The following is a 21,147-nucleotide window of genomic DNA, read 5'->3' as shown; positions in this document are numbered from 1 at the left end:
TCTTAAACATTTAAATTAAGTTGCTGATCTTTTTTGGTAGAAAAACGCTGATCCAGTGTTGCAAAAACTACATAAAGTCCCGGAATAATAACCAGGCCCAGGATGGTGCCAATGAACATCCCGCCGGCACCGGCTGTACCGATGGTACGGTTACCGATTGCCCCTGCGCCGCTTGCAATCATCAGCGGGATCAAACCGGCAACAAATGCAAACGATGTCATTAAGATTGGCCTGAAACGGGCAGCTGCACCTTCAATCGCGGCTTCGTAGGGTGTTTTTCCTTCCTTCTGTTTTAATAAGGCAAACTCAATAATCAGAATGGCATTTTTACCCAGCAAACCAATAAGCATTACCAGTGCTACCTGGGCATAAATATTATTCTGCAGGCCTAACAGGTACAACAATAAATAGGCGCCGAAAATACCTGTTGGCAAAGACAGAATAACGGCAAAGGGAAGAATAAAACTTTCGTATTGTGCGGCAAGAATCAGATACACAAAAATCAGGCAGACGATAAAGATAACGGTTACCTGATTGCCGGAAAGAATCTCATCGCGCGTCATGCCCGACCATTCAAAGGTATATCCTTTGGGCAGGAATTTTTCTGCTGTTTCATTAATCGCAACAATGGCTTCACCGCTGCTGTAGCCGGGAGCAGGCTCGCCGTTTATCATAGCTGCAGTAAACATATTATGACGCGTTAACTGTTCCGGACCATAAATACGTTCAACGGTAATGAATGCAGAATACGGAACCATTTCTCCTTTATTATTTTTCACATACAGTTTCAAAATATCCTGCGGCTGCGCTCTGTACTTCGGAAGCGCCTGCACCATTACTTTATACATCTGTCCGAAACGGATAAAGTTTGTTGCGTAATAACTTCCGATCAGCGATTGAAGGTTATCCATGGCATTGTTTACCGTTACATCTTTCTGCGCCGCTTTATCATAATCAATTTTAACCAGGTATTGCGGGAAGCTTGCATCAAAACTGGTAAACGCTTCATCAATCTGTTTACACTTATTCAGTTCTGTAATAAATTTATCTGTTACCTGCTGCAACTTCTGCAGATCCCCCGTACCGGAACGGTCCTGGATCCGGAATTCAAAACCGCTGGCATTCCCATAACCCGGTACAGCGGGCGGCGGAAAGAATTGGATCGACGCATCCTTCAGGTATTTTGTTTTTATGGTTAACGAATCGATGATTTCATCAACCGATGATTTACGTTCTTCCCAGGGTTTCAGGTTTACCATGGCCATACCGAAGGTAGCACCCGAACCATCTGTCATCACGTTAAATCCTGCCATAGTCGAAACAGATTCTACTCCATCAAGGCCTCTGGTAATGCGGTCAATGGCATCCACTACCGATTCGGTACGCTCCAGCGTAGCGCCGGATGGTGTCGTTACACTTGCATAGATGGTACCCTGATCTTCCGTAGGAATAAAGCCGGTTGGCAATACAACACTTAATCCTTTAATACCAATAAGGAAAAATAACAGCAGACCGAAAGTCACAATCTTTCTGTTTACCACCAGTGTAAGTAAATGCTGGTATTTGAAGGTTACGTTATAAAAACCTTTGTTGAAAATGTAAAAGGACTTGGTTAGAATATTGTTTTTCTTTTTCTGTCCGTGGTGAGACTTTAATAACAAGGCACTCAAGGCCGGCGTTAATGTTAACGCGTTCACCCCGGAGATTACAATAGCAATGGCCATAGTTATGGAGAACTGGCGATAGAATACACCCACGGGACCAGTCATAAAAGCTACGGGGATAAACACGGCGGACATAACCAGGGTGATTGCGATAATGGCACCGCTGATCTCTTTCATAGATGCATGTGTAGCTTCACGCGCATTCATATGAAACTTTTCCATTTTTACGTGCACAGCTTCAACTACCACAATGGCGTCATCTACCACAATACCAATTGCCAATACCAGGGCAAATAAGGTAAGCAGGTTGATGGAGAAACCAAGCATATCCATAAAGAAGAACGTACCGATCAGCGAAACAGGTACGGCAATAATCGGAATAATGGTAGAGCGAAAATCCTGTAAGAAAATAAATACTACAATGGCAACTAAAATAAAGGCTTCGATCAGCGTCTTGATTACCTCATGAATAGAAGCATCCAGAAAGCGCGATACATCGTAACTGATGGTATATTCCATGCCCGGCGGAAAGCTTGTGGCTTTCAGTTCTGCCATCTTGGATTTTATGTTTTCAATCACTTCACTGGCATTGGAACCCGGCCGCTGTTTCAATATAATAGCGGCAGAAGGCCGGCCGTTTTCTTTTGATAATACGTCGTAATCCAGCGAGCCGAATTCAATCTCGGCAATATCTTTCAGACGCAGAATCTGCCCGTTGGCACTGGCTTTGATCGCAATATTTTCATACTGTTCTTTTTTTGTAAACTTACCGGTATACCGTATTACATACTGCAGTGATTGGGATTTGCGGCCGGAGCTTTCGCCTATTTTACCCGGTGCTGCTTCAACGTTCTGTTCACGCAGTGAATGGATTACATCAGCAGCTGAAACATCATACACGGTCATACGATCCGGACGCAGCCAGATACGCATGGAATATTCCCGCTGCCCCATGATGTCTGCAAAGCCCACACCATTGATCCGTTTTAATTCCGCAAGAATATTTATATCGGCAAAATTATAGAGGAATTTTTCATCGATGGTAGAATCTGAGCTTAAAATATTTAAGTACATCAGCATACTGTTGACTTCCTTTTCAATGATGATACCGGATTTGATAACCTCTTCCGGCATTTCTTCGAGCACGGCAGTCACACGGTTCTGCACGTTCACCGAAGCCAGATCGGGATCAACACCGGCCTGAAAATAAACCTGTATAATACTGGTACCGTCGTTACCGGAAACGGATGTCATATACGACATGCCGGCCACCCCGTTGATGGCACGTTCCAGCGGTGTTACAACAGCTTTGGCGCATACTTCAGCACTTGCGCCTGTATACTTTGTGGTTACAGCTACTACCGGCGGTGCAATATCCGGATATTGGGTAACGGGCAATTGTACCAGCGACAACACGCCTAAAAAAACGATAATGAGCGATATTACAATCGATAAAACGGGTCTGTTAATAAATATACTAAACATATAAAATCAGTAAGAGGTAAAATGAATATGATTCATAAATCATGCACGTTAATTAGTGTGCTTCAAACTGAGCGATAATTGCTTTGAGCGAAACAAACTCCGGCGCAATTTCTTCTCCTTCTCTTACATCCTGAATGCCTTCGTATATAAATTTATCATTCGCGGTAATACCCGATTCTAAAATATATAAATGCGGGATGCGCAATTTAGGCTGTATGCCGCGCATCTCAACAACGTTGTCGTGATTTACTACATAAACAAACATGCGGTCCTGAATTTCAAAGGTCGATTTCTGCGGAATCACCAGCGCATTCTGCACCGATCTTTTCAAACGGATCTTACCGCTTGAGCCGTGTTTCAATACTTTATCCGGATTCGGGAAACGTGCGCGGAAGGCAATACTTCCGGTTGAATTATCAAACTCGCCTTCTATTGTTTCTACCTGGCCTTTATAGGGATGTTCTTCATTGTTCGCTAAAATAAGGCTTACAGACTTGCTGTATGAGCCGGAACGGTCTGATGTAAAATCTAAGTATTCTTTTTCTGACACATTAAAATAAGCAAATACTTCGCTGTTATCAGATAAGGTTGTCAGCAACGTACCTTCGTCAATTAAGCTGCCTGCTTTGTTTGGAATACGGTCAATGATGCCGTCAAACGGAGCACGTACTTCTGTAAAACCTAATTTAAGCTGAGCACTCACTTCATGCGATTTTGCCTCATCAATATTGGCATTCAGGGCATCCAGCTTTGCTGTTGCCATATCCAGTTCTGTTCTGGATACAACATTTTTATCTACCAGCACTTTTACATTCTGCAGGTTCAGTTCCGCAGACTTTGCTTCAGCGATCGCATTTTTCAGATTCGCCTTTGCCTTTAATAAATCTTCTTTGTATTCCTGGTCACTGATACGGAAAAGGATCTGGCCTTTTTTCACAGACATGCCCTCATCTACCAGAATGCTTTCAACATATCCTTTTACACGCGATCTGATCTCAACGTTTTTAACAGAGTGGATATCTGAAACATAATCAATGTAATACACTGTATCAATAATAATCGGACGGGTTACGGTGAATTTTTCGCTTTGTTTTTTTTCTTTATCGAATGAACAACTCAGGGAAACCAATTGAATAATCAGACCTGTATAAACAAATAGCTTTGTCATTTTATAATAAATAGTTAAGCACTTAAACACTGTTTAAGTAATGTTAATGATAAGGGTTTTAAAAGTTATTATACGCTACGGTTATAATAACATACTGCTGCAGCAAGGCAGTGATGGGTTAGCAGTTTGGGGGCGGAGAAAAAATATCCTGATGCTGGACTTTTACGATCAATAATTCATACCCATGATAGGCATGAATGCTGGTACTTAAATGTGTGTAGGTTATTTCGGATATAAAAGGGATTCCGAAAATATGTGATTCGATCTCAATTTCATTTTCATACTCCAGCGGCATAGTCTCAAGCATTTCAGCATCCTCCGGGTGAGAAGTATGAGAAGCTTTCTGATAAAGACTATGTTCTTTAAAAAAAGAGCTGCATTCCTTTTTTACAAGCTCTTTAGCTGTAAGCCACGATTCATATACCGGCACTTCTTCCCGAACATTCAAAAGAGAAATGGTAAAAAGATTTAGTATTAAGAGATATGTAAATAAGGGGCGCAACATTTTTTTTACAATACCCCTAATTTAGCAATTTCTTCAATAAATACAATATTACCACAGATTTAATATTATGATTATTTACGAGAATAAAATTGTATTTGTAATAGATTAGTACAATATAAATCGTTAAAAAGTATCATTTATAGGATTTTTCGAATAATACAATAGGGTTTTATCAATGAATGTGTGTAAATTTTCTACATATCCAACCATAAAAAATTATATTAATAAACCCGGTTTCGTGTACTAATTGCTATTAAAAACAGGAATTCCATTTTAAATTTCATGCTGAGGCGTACATATACATATCTTTATAGTAAAGAATTTTCATCGTGTTTAATCTTCTACATAATATTTCACCTTATGTTCATCCAGAAACGCTTTTATTGCATCTACATGAATACACTGCCCCAGGTGCATAAATGAATAATCGGTAACCTTCTTTAATTTATTCTGGATCAGCATTTCAGAATCGATGATATCAAAACCCAAATGCAGGTGTTTGGTAGAAAACTGCATGCCGCATACAATGCCTTGTTTGTTAAAGAGCGGTCCGCCGCTTTGGCCTTTTAACCCTGGCGTGCTCAGTTCAATGCCATAAATGCCCGACTGCTCCGCTAAAAACCGGGTCACCATACCTTCTATCGGAAAGCGCGGGGAATGGGCAATGCCTTCGTTTTTCCATTCTATGTCATCCGTTGTCTGATTGTACGCATAATTGGTAAACTCCGGAAACGGAAAACCCAGGCGGCAAAGCATTTCTCCCTGTTTGATCTGTGCACCGTCTTTTTTAAAGACAGCTACATCGGAATATAAAATGTTACTGAAGTCATTGATCTTAAGAATGGCCAGATCCAATGCCGGATGCAGGTATACGGTAAAGCTCGACATGGTATCAACCGTATCCACAAAGGTGCTGCGCATCTGAATCACGGCTTCGGGATTGAAACCATATTTCAGTTCCAGCCCTTTCAGACTGGCTTTATATTTTCCATCCTGAACCAGTTTTGATTTTTCTGTTTTAAATGCTGTATACGCAGCGTTGATGTTTTCTGAAGCCAGCAGCATTTCAACCACGTGCTTACAGGTAACGGCATAGCCCAGTTCATTTACAAAAAAAATGGTAGCGGCGCCTGGTATTACCTGGTTTCCGCTATACGTGCGGAGTATGGTGTGGATCGGGCGGGTAAACGCAGAGACGCGCTCTATTGCTTGTATGAACATATGTTTGTTTGAAATAATATAATCATCTTAGGTTTACATAATTTGTAATCACGCAGATAAAATAGCAGGTAACAACGGCCTCATTTCAAATTGCGTTAAGAAATTTTGGTTCATGGAGCTTTTTGAACGCTGCAACTAGTCCTTTTTCAGGACGATTTTGCAGCGTTAGCTCCATGAACCAAAATTTTAGCTTATTTGAAATCAGCCTTGATTTTTTGGTTCTTTTGTATCAAGACAAAAGAACATATAAAAAGAACAACAATAACTGGGTTAAAATCTAAAGAATGTTAGATCATTATGCTAACTGTTTTCTGATTCTTTCCAGCAGCTTCTTACTTGCTTTGATTCCTTCGTCTTCGCTTAAGCGTTCACCTTCATACTCTACGCCGACATACCCTTTGTAGCCCGAGGCCTTTACGAGCTTAAGCATACGGGTAAAATCTGTATTGCTTTCTTCTCCGCTTGCTGTAAAATCAAATGTTTTTGCACTTACGCCTTTTGCATACGGCAGCAATTCTTCTACGCCTTTGTATTTGTCGTACCAGTCCACGCACGGCGATTCCCACAGGTCTCCTTTTTCGCGGCGCACGCAGAAGTTTGCAAAATCAACCATCGTCTTGCAGCGTTTGTGATTCACTTCCTGTATCACCTTAACCAGCATGCCTGCGTTAGAGGACCAGGTGCCGTGGTTCTCCGCAAGAATGGTCATATCCATCTTCTCTGCATATTCAGCGAGGGCGCGCAAACTTTTAACAGATGAGCGGTGCCACTCTTCTGCCGTTGCATCACCATGTAAATTTACGCGGATGGCATGCCCGCCCAGGTGTTTGGATGCGTCCACCCACTTGTAATGATTCGCTACCGCTTTGGCTCTTTCGGCTTCGTTTTTATCTCCGAGTAACCCTTCCTGATCTACCATGATCAGTACGCTCTTCACACCATTGTCGTTGCAGCGCTGTTTCAGCTGATTCAGATAGACAGTGTCTGTTGCTTTGTCTTTGAAAAACTGATTTACATATTCTACGGCTTCAAAACCGTATTGCTGCCTGGCCACTACGGGAAAATCCAGGTTGCTGATCTGCCCGCTGAACAAGGCTTTATGCAGCGACCATTGTGCAAGTGAAATAGTAAAATCAAATTTTTTCTGTTCTTCTGCAAAAACGGAAAAAGAAGGCAGCAGCGCTGTTGCAGCAATGCCTGCAGCAGCCATAGCCGACTGCTTGATAAAGATACGACGTGTATTAGCGTTCATTCAGAAACGGATTTGTACGGTATGCCGGCAGTAAAAAAGAGCAGGCATGCATTGCCTGCAAGTATATATACTATATGCTGTTATTTTTTCAGCCAGTCTTCTTCGATAATTTCTACCGGAATCTGGTCAATAATTTTATTGGTGCCGCTGTCTGCATTGGTTGCATAACCATTTACAATAACACCTTTTACGTTGTCTTTTTTGTACGTGATGGCATACAGAATCGCTTCGTCTTCTACATCATTCAGTCCGGTAAAGCGGTAGATCTTATCAATCACCATGTCTGAAATATCTACGGCATTTCCGTCTGTTTTATAGGAAATACATTCTTCCAGCAAATTAAAATCTTCTGTATAACCGCGCTTACGGAGCACTTCCAGTACATTTACCAGGGGTTCTTCTGTAAATTCCATAGGTATGAATTATTTGGTTTGAAAATTTAAGGTACGAATTAAATTGTAAAGTGAAAACGAAGTTCGCCGGGGTTTAAAACGTCGTCGAGATTTAGAACCTAAACCCCGGTCTGTGACACACAGACCGGAACAGGATAGCTGATATGTCCGCCGCGGCGGAGCCACAAACCATGGTACAGATGTATTCTTTATTCCTGGGCATCGCCCAGGAATAAAGAATTACGTCTCTACAACAATCATTTTATTATTTTAATCAATTCCATCCGCGGTCAAAGCTTCCTCCCGTTTAAAAATCTGATTCATCAGGTCATACAGCTGCGGATGTTTTTCCTGAAATTTTTCCGGATTCTCAAAGAAATATTCACATACTACGGCAAAAAATTCGGCGTGGTTTGTTAAGGCGTATGGATTAATATCGGAACGGTTTTCAGCAATTTTTTCAATCTCGGCATACATTACTTTTGTCCAGGGTTTCAGCAGCTCTTCGGGCATAAAGGCTTTCGGAATGCCGTCGAAGGTACCGTCTGCCTGATCGATCAGATGCGCAAATTCATGAATGCCTACATTTGATTTTCCGTTCATGGATTCGAAGCCCTGTACCAGAAACTGTTTGGACAAAAGCATCACATGGCGGGTCTGCAGCGGACGCACCTGCCCGAGCAGGGTGCCGTCAGATTCCGCATCATTGGTCTGATTTGGCTCAACCGCACCGTCATAAATAATTACTTCCGAAAGATTAACATATTCCCAGCCATCAAACAAAAATACCGGTATAATGGCGCTTGCAGCAACCAGCAGTTTCAGTTCATCCGTAACCTCCAGATCCTTTACACCTGTAATAGCTGTATCGCTGAAGAATTTCTTTACTTTATTCTGAAAACGGACCTGGTCATCCGCAGAAAGTTCTGCATAGAATTTCACTTCCTGCAACAGATACGCATGCCATGCTTCCGGAAAGGGCTGCGCCAAAACGATTTTAACCTTTTTGTTCTTTTTCTGCGTGAAAAGAAATAATAAGCCGAATAAGAGTACGGCAATAACAATGATTGGAAACATAGTCTGGTAATTAATACATACTATAATAAGATAAGGCTTTTTTGATTGAAATGCAGGTTTTTCCGGCAAAAAAATAGTGTATAGATGTTTCAACAGCAATCCATTACAGGTTTGTTTAGTATACAATTTCCCAGAAATGTATTATATTTAACTCCCTGTTTATAAGTAGATTTTTCGGTTATAAACAGGCTTATGGCTGCTGATAACAAGACAATAATATGTTATATATTTTATTTTTTTGAACATCGTTGAAAAATCAGAAGTCCTGTTAATTTAATTTATGGCATAATATATATTCAGATATGAACCGTACATTTTATTTATTCGTAAAGCTATCCTGCATCTTTTCACTGTTCTTTTTTTCAATACTAACTTTTGGTCAAAATACTTACTACAGCAAAGGAAACGGAAACTTCAACATTCCAGGTAACTGGAGTACGGATCGATATGGCATGACGGGGTTTGAGCCCACTTTTGGTGACCTACTTGGTGGTAATGCAACATGCATCATTCAATCCGGCCATGTAATTGACCTTACCCAAAATATTACTCTTAAAGCACTGGGGCTTGAAAGTGGCAGCACCTTCAACATTTCCGGATTTGAAGTTGTTATTACCGGTGATCTTGAAATAAATAAAAACAACGGCACAATGTCTACTATTAACTTTGGCGAAAATACAACAACGCTTACCGTTAATGGTAATCTCATAGGCGGCCAAGGTTCAAGCATTCAGCATGCTCCTATTGGTTTTAATACAAAACAGCAATTGATTCTAAAAGGTGCCAGTAATACGCTGCACAATTTCATCAGCACTACAAACTCTATAGCCAGAAGTATCGTGCAGTATGCCGGCGGTAACCAAACCGTATTTCCTTCACCAAATTATTCCGAATTAGTGATTGATGGTACCGGAATAAAATCATTGACTCCTTCTCCCTTTATGGCTAGCATGGAAACCAAAGTTTCGAAGGCACTTAGCTTAAATCACCTGCTGCAGTTAAACAACCAGGATCTGATCTACAACGGACCAAACAGCGGCATTACTTACACCAGCGGCTGGGTTTATACCAACGGTACGGGGATGCTGAAAAATATTTCTGCAGAAGCAACCCAAACCTTTCCGGTTGGCGATGCTGTCAGAATGGAAGCAGTAGAAATCAACAACATCAGTAATGTTTCAAATATTATATATGGAGTTAGGTATGGTGCTGTCAATACATCTGTAAATGCCACTATTCCTAATAACGGCATGGGTGTCTGGTACATCAGTTCCAATCTTGCCATGACAACAGGTATTACCCTGATCAATCCGGTAAACCCGGCCGCAAGTCTTTCCGCAACATCAAAAATTGCCGTATACAACAACAATTTTACCAGCAGCTGGAAAACACAGGCAACCACCTATACAACCCCGGATTATAAAGCAACATTTGCGTTGCAGAACAGCGAAAATTCCATTGCGCTCTTTGACTGCAGGCCCATATCCTTTACTTCCTCAACCCTGCCGCCTGCATATGTGGGCAGAGCTTATAACCCGCCATACCTGAAAGTTGCTGACGGTACGGCACCTTATTCCCTGACCAGTTACTCCTCTACTTCAGTAAATTTTTCCGCATATGTTGTTTCCAACACCGAGGGTACCGTGTTAATATATGGCACTCCGCAAACTATTGCTACGTATGAAATGACCTTAAAAATGAGTGATGCCTTCACTTGCGAGACAACCCTCAAGTATACCATTGATGTGCGTAAAGCTGAAACGGTATGGAACGGCTCCAGCTGGAGCGATGGCGCACCCGATCAAAACATGGATGCCGTATTTGCAGGAAATTATACGGCACCGGCATTTAACGCAGTTATAGCAAAAAGTATTACCGTAAATGCGGGGTTTACCGTAACCGTTCCGGATAACAGCAGAATAGAATCGAAAAGTACGCTGACCAACAACGGTACCATTGCTCAAAGCTGCAACGGCAATGTGGTTGTTACCACAGGCCCCATTGCAGGTAAACCGGTTACCATGCCTGCGATTACACTTTCCGCTCTTCCATACGGTACTTTAAATAAACCGTACAGCCAAACGATCACAGCCAATATAACAGGAACGGGGGCCTCTTATTCCATGATCCCTTTAAATGCGGTGCCGGGAATATCTATGACAAGCGGCGGAATCGTATCGGGCACTCCAACCACCGGCGGAAGTTATTCTTTTTCCGTTACGTACAGCTACGCACAATGCTCTTATACCCAGGCATACACGCTCACCATTGTAGAACCTGCTTCACCTAACCTGTACATTTATCCCATCAACACCAAAACCTACGGCGATACAGATTTTCAACTCTCTGCTTATACTAAAAATACAGCAACATCCATTACCTATACAGTATCACCAACCGGCGGCTGCGCTACCTTACTGCCTGATAATACACTAAAGATTACATGTGCAGGACCTGCACCAAACAACATTATCACCGTAACTGCCAAACAGGCTGCTACAGGAACCTACAAAGCAGAAACTGTAAGCACAAGCTTTTTCATTAACCCCGCACCAGCAAAACTTAAAATCAAAAATACCGGCTTTTTGCCAAATGAAACAATCGGTATTTCAACTGACAAAACCTCTGATGGAGTCATCACATATACTCAGCTATCCGGCTATGATGTAGCAACAGTTACCAACACCGGCACCATAACAACATATTCCGGAACGGGTACCTTTTCTGTTCGGATTCGGATTCCGGCAACAAATAATTATACCGGCCTGGATTCAATTTATACATTTACTGTATATCCAATAAAATACGCTCCAATAGCTGTTAACGATACAATTGTTTTACAAATTGGCCAGGATTCACTATTTAACATTCTATTAAATGACTACGGGCTTACAGACCCGATCAATCCTACATTGACAGATATTGATATCGAAAATAACGGCATACAAAATAAATATTATTCCACCGCTTTCGGCACATTCAATATAGACCCTAAGGGGAATTTATATATCCGCACGTTTGAAGGATTTGTAGGCACTGAAAAATTAGCCTATACCGTTACAGACGAGTATGGCCTCACATCTGAAACCGCCTACCTGTATATCACGGTAGAACCTCCGTTTAAACTTCCGGATCTGAAAGCAAATGAAGTGATGACACCCAACAACGACAACCTGAACGATGCTTTGATTATTGCCTATACCGACCTGAATAAAGAAAACAGTCTGACGGTTATGGACAAAGCGGGCAATACAGTTTACGAACGAACAAATTACCAGAATGACTGGGAGGGGTTTGATAAAAATAATAATAAGCTGGAATCCGGAACATACTTTTATATTTTCAAAGAAAAGTATACGGGTCGCCAGCTGAGTAATTACATTCAAATCGTAACACAATAGAATGCTTTTTAAAATAAGCTACGTACTTTATCCGTACACATTATGAAACCATATAACGAAATTCTGAAACAGCTAGTGAAAAATCACCTGATGCTGCTTGCCGCTTGTGTACTGTTATTACTGAATGCTGCTGAAACAAAAGCCCAGACTCCGCACATCGATAAAATTGCGCCGTTAAGCGGCGACATAAGTAAAACAATTGTAACCATCTCCGGTAACAACCTGGTTTACAAAAATCTGGTACCAAAAGTATTTTTCGGCACCATTCCCGCAAATATCTACAGCCAATCGGAGACGGAAATAAAAGTTACTGTTCCGTTAGGGGCTTCATATGACCACATCACGGTTGTTGTTTCGCCGACAGGTACTGCCATCAGCGAACAGTTTTTTCAGGTGCTGCAAGCTTCACCCTGTGATTTTACAACACCGCAGTTTAATGTAGCAGAAATAATTGCCACCAATACATTTACTCCTGTATATCACGCGCTCGCGGATGTAAACGGCGACCGCAAACCGGACTTACTGGTCTTAAGCGATAACTCCCGAATCTCCATTTATAAAAACAGCTCAACACCAACAAATGTTAATTTTGAAAAATTCTTTGAAACAACGCTGCTCACAACTGCCGTACCGGCTTCTCTTGCTGTAGCAGACCTCAACACCGATGGGGTTATGGATATTGTTGTTGGTTATAGTGCAGGTAACCGCATCACCATTTTACCGGGTACTACCGGTACTTCGTTTGGTACGGCGGCACACATTACCGTTGGTTTCAAAAATACGGTTATTCCCGCACAGGTTGCTGTAACGGACATAGACGATGACGGCATCATGGACATCATCACCGGTAACAGCGATCCCGATGAAAGCATTTCCATCATTCAAAAAAATGCGTTTACGGGTTTTGATTATTCTACAAAAAAAACACTCAGCAGTTCAAAAGGGGTTACGTCTTTAGCCATTGCCGATGTTGATCTGGACGGCAAAAAAGATATAGCCTTTACTTATGGTGGTCAAGGCTATTATTACGCAAGTTCAGAAGGATTTAATAAAGCCTTTGAAATATCGAGTGTTGCCACCAATCTCGTGCTGGCCGGTAATTTCAGCAAAAATGAAAAAACAGATCTCATCCTGGCACATCCCGGTAGTTTAAGTGCATTCCGGGAAGGAAATTCATATACGTTTGAAGATAAAAATTTTAAAGAGGCCCCTGTTTCTTTTGTTGGCGGAGATTACAACAGCGATGGGAATACCGACATTGCAGCTGTTTACATGGATGAAAAAAGCCTCAATCACATTGCTTTCTACACGAATGACGGATCAGGCAATCTGCAATCTTATCCCTCGTTGCTTTCAACCGGATTCGGGGAAAAAACAGTCATTGCTTCCGGAGACATCAATATGGACGGGCAACCGGACCTGATTGTATTTGACCAGAAAAAAACGTACATCTACGCATACATTAAAGCTTCATCTATTGTACTCGGCACATCCTCCATCAGCGTTGCCACTGTCTGCGAAGCCACTGCTGCACCGGTAACACTCAACAACATGGAAGGTACCATCAGCTGGTTCAAAGACTCAAACGGGAAGGACAGCATACCCGGTGCCGACCGTATTATTCCCAAAGATTATGTTGCTGCACCGTCTACTACCTTATATGCCCGTGTCAGCTATGGTTCCTGTACCTCAGCCTTATCGCCGGTTACGTTTGCCGTTAATGCCGCACCGGCAGTTACAGCCAGTGCAAGCTACCTCAATCTTTGTCCGGGCGACAGTACAACGTTAACAACCACAACCACCGATGCAGGTACCGCCTATTCCTGGTCGCCGAGATTTGACATTAAAAAACCGGACCTCGCCACCACAAACGTAACACCCAAAACACTTCCTGTGCCGCTTGAAACAGCTCAGAACCCAACGTTTCCTTCGGAGAAAATGAATGTGTTTACCTACACGGTTACGGCAACTAAAAACGGCTGTTCGGCCAGCAGCAGTGTAAAAATCAACGTGTACAGTTTTGTTGCCTCCCTGATTGAAAAAGACAGCAAAGACTCCATCTGTTCCGGAGAGCAGGTCGTCTTTCAGCCAGCCATTAGCAACGGTACCTTTTCTACCTATGTATGGAGCAATACAAGCGGGCTGCCAAACCCGGCCAACGGAGCAGCCAATGCCGCGGTCACACCTACCAATACAACTACGGCTGTTCAAACGGTAACATATACTATAGCGGGACAAACAACTGCAGGGTGTGCTGTAACCCGAAGTAAATCTGTATACATAAAGCCGGCCCCTGCGATTACACCCAGTTCGCTTACCCGGGCAATTGCCGGCAGTGGATTATACACGCAGGCATTTACCGTTGCAGGCAGCACCAATCCTGTTTTTACCGTCACCGGCACACTTCCCAATGATTTCACATTTGCGGGAAATACCTTCAGAGGAACACCGGCGGGTACCAATGTAGGCAGCTATACATTTTCAATCACTGCTTCGCAGGCAGGCAAATGCAGTTCCACAGCTCCTTTGACATTTGTTATTGAAGACCTGGCATCGCCTAACCTGCTGATGAATCCGGTGTATAAAAATGTAGGTGCTGATGCGTTCTATCTGCAGGCTGTTACGCAAAGTACCGGATCGCTCAGCTATAAAGTCAAAGGCGCTACAGACCTTTGTTTAACGATTGCTTCAAACGGACTGGTAGATAAAATTACCTGCAGAAGCACACCGGATTCCATTCCGGTTATTGTTACGCAGGCTGCTACTTCTAAATACAGAGCCGCTACGTGGGAGTCGTATATCAAAATTTCTCCAAACCCGAATACAACGGGGCAATTAAATACTGCGGGTATTACACTGAATGAAACAAATGCTAAAATTACTGTTTCCACCAATTCAGATGTAACTCCGTCAAAGATTGTATTCGTACAGCTCAGCAATACAGATGTAGCCAATATAAAAGAAGATGGAACAATAATACCTTTTAAGGAAGGTACGATAGCCGTTGAAGTACGCATACCGGCTACGTTAAACTACGCTGCTTTCAGCCGTGAATACATCCTTACCATCCACTCAACGGCACAGCGTCCGGCAATAGTTTCCGATACCATTGTGATCACGATCGGCCAGGATACCCTTATCAATATTTTAGCCAATGATTATGGTGTTACAAGTCCGATTGATCCTGCCAAAACGGATATTGACCTGGAAAATACAGGTATTCAGAATAAATATTATTCTCTTTCAATGGGTAATTTTTTAATTGATATACATGGCAATCTCGAATACCGTGCCTTCAGCGGTTTTCTGGGTGAAGGCAAACTTGCCTATACCGTTACAGACTCTGCTGGTGTGCGCTCGGAAACCGGCTATGTGTACATCATTGTAAAAGAACTGCTGGCAACACCTGCACTTAAAGCAAACGAAGTAATGACGCCAAACAACGACGGGCTAAACGATGGTTTGGTCATTGCCTACGCGAACTTACATTCCGCCAGTTCCTTAACCATCATCGATGAAACCGGCAACATAGTGTATGAAACATCAAACTATCAAAACGACTGGAAAGGTGTTGACAAAAAAGGCGATGTGCTTGAGCCTGGTGTATACTTTTATGTATATGAAGAAGAAGCCAGCGGCAGAGCATTAAAACAATACATTCAGATCATTAAATAATACTTGTCCGGACGTGTACTGAAAAAAAACACCACTGATACGTTCATTGAATACGTTTATGAAAAAAATACTCTTACTTCTTCTGTCACTCTCAGCATTTGCTGTACAGGCACAGATCTATCCAAACATTGGTCAGTTTCAGAACGTGCTGCTGTATTACAATCCTGCGTACGCGGGTTCAGGCACACAGATCCGCGCTACAGGCATCTACCGTTCACAATGGAGCAAATATCCCGGTGCACCCAATACACAGGTGATAACGGTTGAAGCGCCTTTAGGTAAAAACATCGGTGGCGGTGCTGTATTAAACAGACATGCCATTGCGAATACGTTACAACTGAACTTTTCAGGAAATGTAAGTTACCGCATTAAAACCGGCCGCGAATCCTTTGTACAGTTTGGTTTAAAGGCAGGAATTTCACAGATTAATTTTGGTGCAGGCACGGCATTTAAATGGGATGAAAATGATCCGTACATTTCATCAAACGCCAACAGAGGAATCATCGGTACGTTTGGCGCAGGTGTATTCTATAAAAAGAAATCGTTTTACGCCGGACTTTCTGTTCCTGATTTAGTATTAATCGATGCAAACAAATTATACTACGATGATGCTACAAACAAATCGCTTGTTAAGAAAAACTTTTTCTTTATTTCAGGTATAAAATTAAATGTAACAGACTTTATTGCATTACAGCCAAATGTGCTTGTCCGCTACTACCCTACCCGTCCGCTTAATTACTACATAAACCTGAGTGTAATTTTTAACCAGACGTTTACAGCAGGTATTGGTTTTATGTACCCGAAGGCAATGGCACTGTATACCAATGTAAATATCACACCTAAAATTGTACTGGGTTACCGGTATGAATTCAATACGTCCGGATTTGCTCTTGGCAACTACGGCAGCAGTGAAATTTTAGTACGCTACGGATTTTAATAATTCTTGATTTATCTCTTATACGATGATGCGTATCTACAACATTCTACTAACTGCTTTACTGGGATTTTTCATGCTGCCTGAAAGTGCGGCTCAGAAAAGCACATTTGAAGCAGACTTTACACAGCTTGCGGTATTTTCAGAACAGGCAGATTATAAAGCTGGATATTTTTATGCTAAAAAAACGCATGCCGCAATTGCAAATAAACCGCATGCACAGGACATTGATCTGCTGCGCAGCAACTGCTATCTGGCGCTTTTTGCAGACCGGCTGGATAAACAATCTGAAGTAGCAACTGCCCGCACAGAGATTCAGAAATTTCTGCCGGCTTTATCAGAAGCTACCAACGTAAGCCGCCTGGCTGAAACCTTTAGTGTATACTGCGATTTTTATTTTCAGCGTGGTGTGTATACAAAAACAGATTCCGTGTATACATCTATAAAAAATCTGATCCCGCTGCTTCCGCCTTACGACAGGGAGCTGATCCGTTATTATCAGTATGAATCGTTATTTCACAAAGGCTTTTTAAATAAAGTAACCGCCGAAACGGAATTTTATAAAAATAGTGTTGCAGCACGATTGATCAAAGATTCGGTTTTTACTGCAGAAGGAAGCATGCAGCTGATAGAGCTGAATGAAAGTGAAAAAACCGTACGGGAAAATTTAACCGCAGATTACATCTTATTAAAAGCTCAGGCCTACTTAGAGAACGGACTTTCCGATTCCGCCATTGCCTATCTGCAAAAAAACAGTTCCGCGATCAGCAACAAAGAAGGTAACAAAGCCCGTTATCATTATCTGCTGGCGCAATGCCAGCAGAACAATCTCGAATATCATCTGGCAGAAAAAGAATTTAAAACAGCCTCCGCGCTTTCACAACAGTTCTTTCAGCCGCACGCTCCAATACAGATCAGCATTCTGCAAGGCTTGATCAATGTGTTGGTTAGCCAGGGAAAAACGGAAGAAGCAGATTATTACAGAAATGATATTGTGGTGCGTTTATACAGTTACTACAATAAAAATAATCTGGGTTATCTTGCCAATACGTATCCTGCCGTTGAACGTGAAATGGATGTAAAGAACTGGGCAAAGGCAGAAACAATCGCAACGGATTTTTTAAACCGCAACGCATTGCCGCCCGTACACAGCATGCGTGAAAAATACCTGACGGCTTTATTTACCATTCTGGTAAAACAACAGAAATATGCTGAAGCAGAAAGTACAATGGAACAAATGCTTGCGCTTCAGGCACAGCTCACCGGAGAAAAATCACCGGCTTATCAGATATTGTTATTAGATAAAGCGCGGTTCTATTCCTTCAATCTGGATAAATTTAAAGAGGCAAAAATAATTTTTTCCAGCGTGCTTGATTCTGATTTTCAAAATCAGGTATCTATTGAAAATCCGGATTACTATTTAAATACACTGGCATTTTCAAATGTGTATGTCTATACGGAAGAATTTGGGATGGCAGATAACAGACTTTTGTTAAACCTGAAACGTGTTGAAAATACATTTTCAGCTACACACACCTTATATGCCATCTTCCTTTCTCATGCAGGAGAATTGAAAACCATTACCGGTGATTATACCGGCGCGGCAGAAAAAATAGCAGGCAGTCTTTCCATTTTTGAGAAGAACAATAAAAAGAAATATTCGCGTGCCTGGATTGAAGCGCTTGAGCTGGACATGAAACTGCAGCTGCTGCAGGGAGATTATATCGGCGCAGATGAATCGTTAAAAAAATCTAAAAAAATTGCAGATCGTGTAAACATCACTGAAAACGACGATATTTTTCTTGTGGAAGAAATCGGTTTGCTCTATGTTAAAAAGGGTGAATATCAGAAAGGAAGTAAAATACTTTCTGCCATTTTAAAATATAAAACTGAAACCGTTGGCGGCACACACAAAAGTATCTGCGCCACGTTAAATTATTTAGGCGAACAGAATCTGATTGTAGGAAATTATGCAGAATCTGACGCGTATTTCAACCGCTCCCTGCAGATCAGTAAAAATGTGTACGGCAATAAATCCATACCGTACGCAACCAGTCTGTTATACTACAAGCAACTGTATACAGCTATCGGTGATTATGAAAAAGCTGAATCCTCCATTCTTGAAGCGCTGCAGATCTACGCTAAAACCTACGGAGATAAAAATATCAAAACCGGTATTTTAATGCACGAAGCAGCACTTGCTACGTTTCAAGCGGATTTATATACAAGCAGAAAAAACAAAACAAAACCAGCTGATCTGGATAAACAGTTTGTAAAAGCGCTGGAGATCATCCGGAACAGCGCCGGCGATAACTCTACCCTATATGCTGAAGGACTTGAGAACTACGCAATCTTCCTTGCATTAACCAATCAGTACACCGCTGCATTAGCAAACATTGATGTTGCTAAAAAAATCTGGGAAAATAAATCAGGAAAAAACAATATTCATACGGCACAGTTGAATAATTTATCCGGAAAGATTTTTTACCGTTCAGGAAAATATGCGGCGGCACTTACTGCGTTTGAAAAAACGCGCGATGAATACAAAGCCATTTTCGATGACAATCACCCGGGTTATGTATTTGCGCTGGGAAGCTGCGCGCAGATGTATTACATCTTAGGCAATACATCTAAAGCCATTGAAAACATTGAAGAGTGTACAAACAAATCCTTGCTTTACATTGACAAAGTATTTCCTTTTTTAAGTGAACGGGGGAAAATGGCATATTGGGATAAAATAAAAGAAGATTTTGAATTCTATAAAACAATTGCTTTTACAAACAGCAAAGCATATCCTGAAATGATCGGTAAGATCATGAACATTCAGCTTCAGACGAAATCTGTTTTATTGAACTCTCAGCTTAAAATAAAAAACAAAATCTATGCAAGCGGTGATACTACGGCGATACGCCTGTATCAAACCTGGCAGGATTTACGCGACAACCTGGCAATCGGCTATTCAATGAATGCAGCTCAGCGTAAGGAAGAAGGCATTGATATTGCCGTGATGGAAACAAAGCTGGAAATGATCGAAAAACAGCTGAGTGCAATTTCAGAAGATTTTACAGAACAAAATAAATCCAAAGCAATTTCCTATACATGGAAAGCCGTAAAGCAAAATTTACAGGACAATGAAATTGCAATAGAAGTTATCCCTTTCAGATATTATACAAAATCATTCAGCGATACTACCTGGTATGCGTTTGTTTCCGTAAGTAATAAATCAAGTAATCCGTCTTTTGTGATTGAAGAAAACGGAAAAGAGCTGGAAACAAAATTCCTGAAGTATTACAGGAACATGATTAAATTCAGCAAAGAAGATGATTTATCCTACAGGCAATACTGGAAGCCGGTTTCAGCCTTATTGAGTACGGATACTAAAACCATTTATTTTGCCGGCGATGGTGTATATAACCAGATCAACCTGGAGACATTAAAAGATGAACAGGGGAATTACCTGATCAATTCTACCAACATCATTTACATAGGTTCATGCCGGGATATTATCAATAAAAATGTTGTTCACGTTAAAGCTGCAAAAACAGAAACCGTTCAGCAGCCTGAAATTGACCTGATCGGTAACCCCACGTATTTCACCACAAGCAAAGCCGATGATTCAGAACTGGAACAATTACCGGGGTCTGAAACAGAAGTAAAGAAGATCAACACACTGATGTCTGCCAATAAATGGAAAACGGTAATGTACATTGGAAAAAATGCCACAGAGGACACGGTAAAGAATATTAAAAATCCAAATGTGCTGCATATTTCAACACACGGTTTTTTCTGGCAGGATAATGTTGAGTCAGCAAATGCCATTTCGGAAAAGAGTGTGGTAAATCCGCTCCTGCTTTCCGGTGTAGTGCTGTTTAACGGTGGCGAGCTGTTAACTACAGACAATTTCAATGCTATTAATATGGAAGATGGTATCCTTACAGCATATGAAGCAATGAATCTTTCGCTGGATAAAACAGAACTGGTTGTGCTGAGTGCCTGTGAAACCGGGCTGGGTGAAGTAAAAGTAGGCGAAGGTGTGTATGGTCTGCAGCGTTCGTTTACGGTAGCAGGCGCCAAATCAATCATTATGAGTTTGTCAAAAGTTTCGGATGAGGTAACCATAAAACTGATGGAAAACTTTTACACCTACTGGCTGCAGTCAGGAAATAAACGGGCAGCATTCAGCAAGGCTAAAATTGAATTGATGAAAGAATATCCCGATCCGAAATACTGGGGCGCGTTTATAATGATTGGACTTTGATAATTATGAATTATGAGTTAATGAATGAAAACATCAAGATAAAAAATTCATAATTCATTTCGCCGCGGCGAATCATAATTCATAATTCATAATTCATAATTCATTTCGCCGCGGC

Annotated in this window: 11 protein-coding genes; 4 read left to right on the top strand and 7 right to left on the bottom strand. The window is 41.5% G+C overall.

From position 1 onward, the window contains the following. Positions 1-2 precede the first annotated feature (2 nt). From CHU_RS02665 to CHU_RS02635, 7 genes are all read right to left on the bottom strand, one after another. Positions 3-3,149 (bottom strand): efflux RND transporter permease subunit, encoded by a 3,147-nt coding sequence (locus CHU_RS02665; RefSeq protein WP_011583941.1) that lies wholly within the window; start codon positions 3,147-3,149, stop codon positions 3-5. A 52-nt stretch (positions 3,150-3,201) separates the two neighbouring features. Further along, the gene (locus tag CHU_RS02660) at positions 3,202-4,317 is read right to left on the bottom strand and encodes an efflux RND transporter periplasmic adaptor subunit (RefSeq protein ID WP_041932147.1); all 1,116 of its coding nucleotides are present in this window, start codon (positions 4,315-4,317) and stop codon (positions 3,202-3,204) included. A gap of 118 nt (positions 4,318-4,435) precedes the next feature. Next, positions 4,436-4,765 (bottom strand): hypothetical protein, encoded by a 330-nt coding sequence (locus CHU_RS02655; protein WP_143143960.1) that lies wholly within the window; start codon positions 4,763-4,765, stop codon positions 4,436-4,438. A 390-nt stretch (positions 4,766-5,155) separates the two neighbouring features. Continuing rightward, on the bottom strand, positions 5,156-6,043 hold the full coding sequence (locus CHU_RS02650) for a S1 family peptidase (RefSeq protein WP_011583938.1): 888 nt from the start codon (positions 6,041-6,043) through the stop codon (positions 5,156-5,158). A gap of 295 nt (positions 6,044-6,338) precedes the next feature. Then, a complete protein-coding gene (locus tag CHU_RS02645; RefSeq protein WP_011583937.1) occupies positions 6,339-7,295 on the bottom strand; it encodes a sugar phosphate isomerase/epimerase family protein in 957 nt (318 codons plus the stop codon). Positions 7,296-7,375: 80 nt separating this feature from the next. Next, positions 7,376-7,708, bottom strand: a complete 333-nt coding sequence (locus CHU_RS02640) for a hypothetical protein (protein ID WP_011583936.1) — start codon at positions 7,706-7,708, stop codon at positions 7,376-7,378. Between the two features lie 249 nt (positions 7,709-7,957). Beyond that, positions 7,958-8,764 carry a M90 family metallopeptidase gene (locus tag CHU_RS02635; RefSeq protein ID WP_011583935.1) on the bottom strand — a complete coding sequence of 269 codons (807 nt, stop codon included), beginning with the start codon at positions 8,762-8,764 and terminating at the stop codon, positions 7,958-7,960. A 302-nt stretch (positions 8,765-9,066) separates the two neighbouring features. On the opposite strand from CHU_RS02635, the gene CHU_RS02630 reads away from it, so the two are divergent. The 4 genes from CHU_RS02630 to CHU_RS02615 are packed head-to-tail and all read left to right on the top strand — an operon-like array spanning position 9,067 to position 21,032. Beyond that, complete coding sequence (locus tag CHU_RS02630; protein WP_011583934.1) at positions 9,067-12,165, top strand: gliding motility-associated C-terminal domain-containing protein; 3,099 nt, start codon at positions 9,067-9,069, stop codon at positions 12,163-12,165. Between the two features lie 42 nt (positions 12,166-12,207). Continuing rightward, complete coding sequence (locus CHU_RS02625; RefSeq protein ID WP_011583933.1) at positions 12,208-15,840, top strand: FG-GAP-like repeat-containing protein; 3,633 nt, start codon at positions 12,208-12,210, stop codon at positions 15,838-15,840. Between the two features lie 58 nt (positions 15,841-15,898). Next, on the top strand, positions 15,899-16,777 hold the full coding sequence (locus CHU_RS02620; RefSeq protein ID WP_011583932.1) for a PorP/SprF family type IX secretion system membrane protein: 879 nt from the start codon (positions 15,899-15,901) through the stop codon (positions 16,775-16,777). Positions 16,778-16,802: 25 nt separating this feature from the next. Beyond that, positions 16,803-21,032: a CHAT domain-containing protein gene (locus CHU_RS02615; protein WP_011583931.1), complete on the top strand. Its 4,230-nt coding sequence runs from the start codon at positions 16,803-16,805 to the stop codon at positions 21,030-21,032. Positions 21,033-21,147: the final 115 nt, after the last annotated feature.

The sequence above is a fragment of the Cytophaga hutchinsonii ATCC 33406 genome (assembly GCF_000014145.1).
GTDB lineage: Bacteria > Bacteroidota > Bacteroidia > Cytophagales > Cytophagaceae > Cytophaga > Cytophaga hutchinsonii.
Note: the sequence above shows the minus strand (reverse complement) of the source record. Positions and strands in the feature narration are given on the sequence as shown.

Excerpts from the sequence above, each read along its gene's own strand:
- CHU_RS02640 (WP_011583936.1), bottom strand. The coding sequence starts at position 7,708 with ATGGAATTTACAGAAGAACCCCTGGTAAATGTACTGGAAGTGCTCCGT.
- CHU_RS02620 (WP_011583932.1), top strand. The coding sequence starts at position 15,899 with ATGAAAAAAATACTCTTACTTCTTCTGTCACTCTCAGCATTTGCTGTA.
- CHU_RS02650 (WP_011583938.1), bottom strand. The coding sequence starts at position 6,043 with ATGTTCATACAAGCAATAGAGCGCGTCTCTGCGTTTACCCGCCCGATC.
- CHU_RS02665 (WP_011583941.1), bottom strand. The coding sequence starts at position 3,149 with ATGTTTAGTATATTTATTAACAGACCCGTTTTATCGATTGTAATATCG.
- CHU_RS02645 (WP_011583937.1), bottom strand. The coding sequence starts at position 7,295 with ATGAACGCTAATACACGTCGTATCTTTATCAAGCAGTCGGCTATGGCT.
- CHU_RS02660 (WP_041932147.1), bottom strand. The coding sequence starts at position 4,317 with ATGACAAAGCTATTTGTTTATACAGGTCTGATTATTCAATTGGTTTCC.
- CHU_RS02625 (WP_011583933.1), top strand. The coding sequence starts at position 12,208 with ATGAAACCATATAACGAAATTCTGAAACAGCTAGTGAAAAATCACCTG.
- CHU_RS02635 (WP_011583935.1), bottom strand. The coding sequence starts at position 8,764 with ATGTTTCCAATCATTGTTATTGCCGTACTCTTATTCGGCTTATTATTT.
- CHU_RS02615 (WP_011583931.1), top strand. The coding sequence starts at position 16,803 with ATGATGCGTATCTACAACATTCTACTAACTGCTTTACTGGGATTTTTC.
- CHU_RS02630 (WP_011583934.1), top strand. The coding sequence starts at position 9,067 with ATGAACCGTACATTTTATTTATTCGTAAAGCTATCCTGCATCTTTTCA.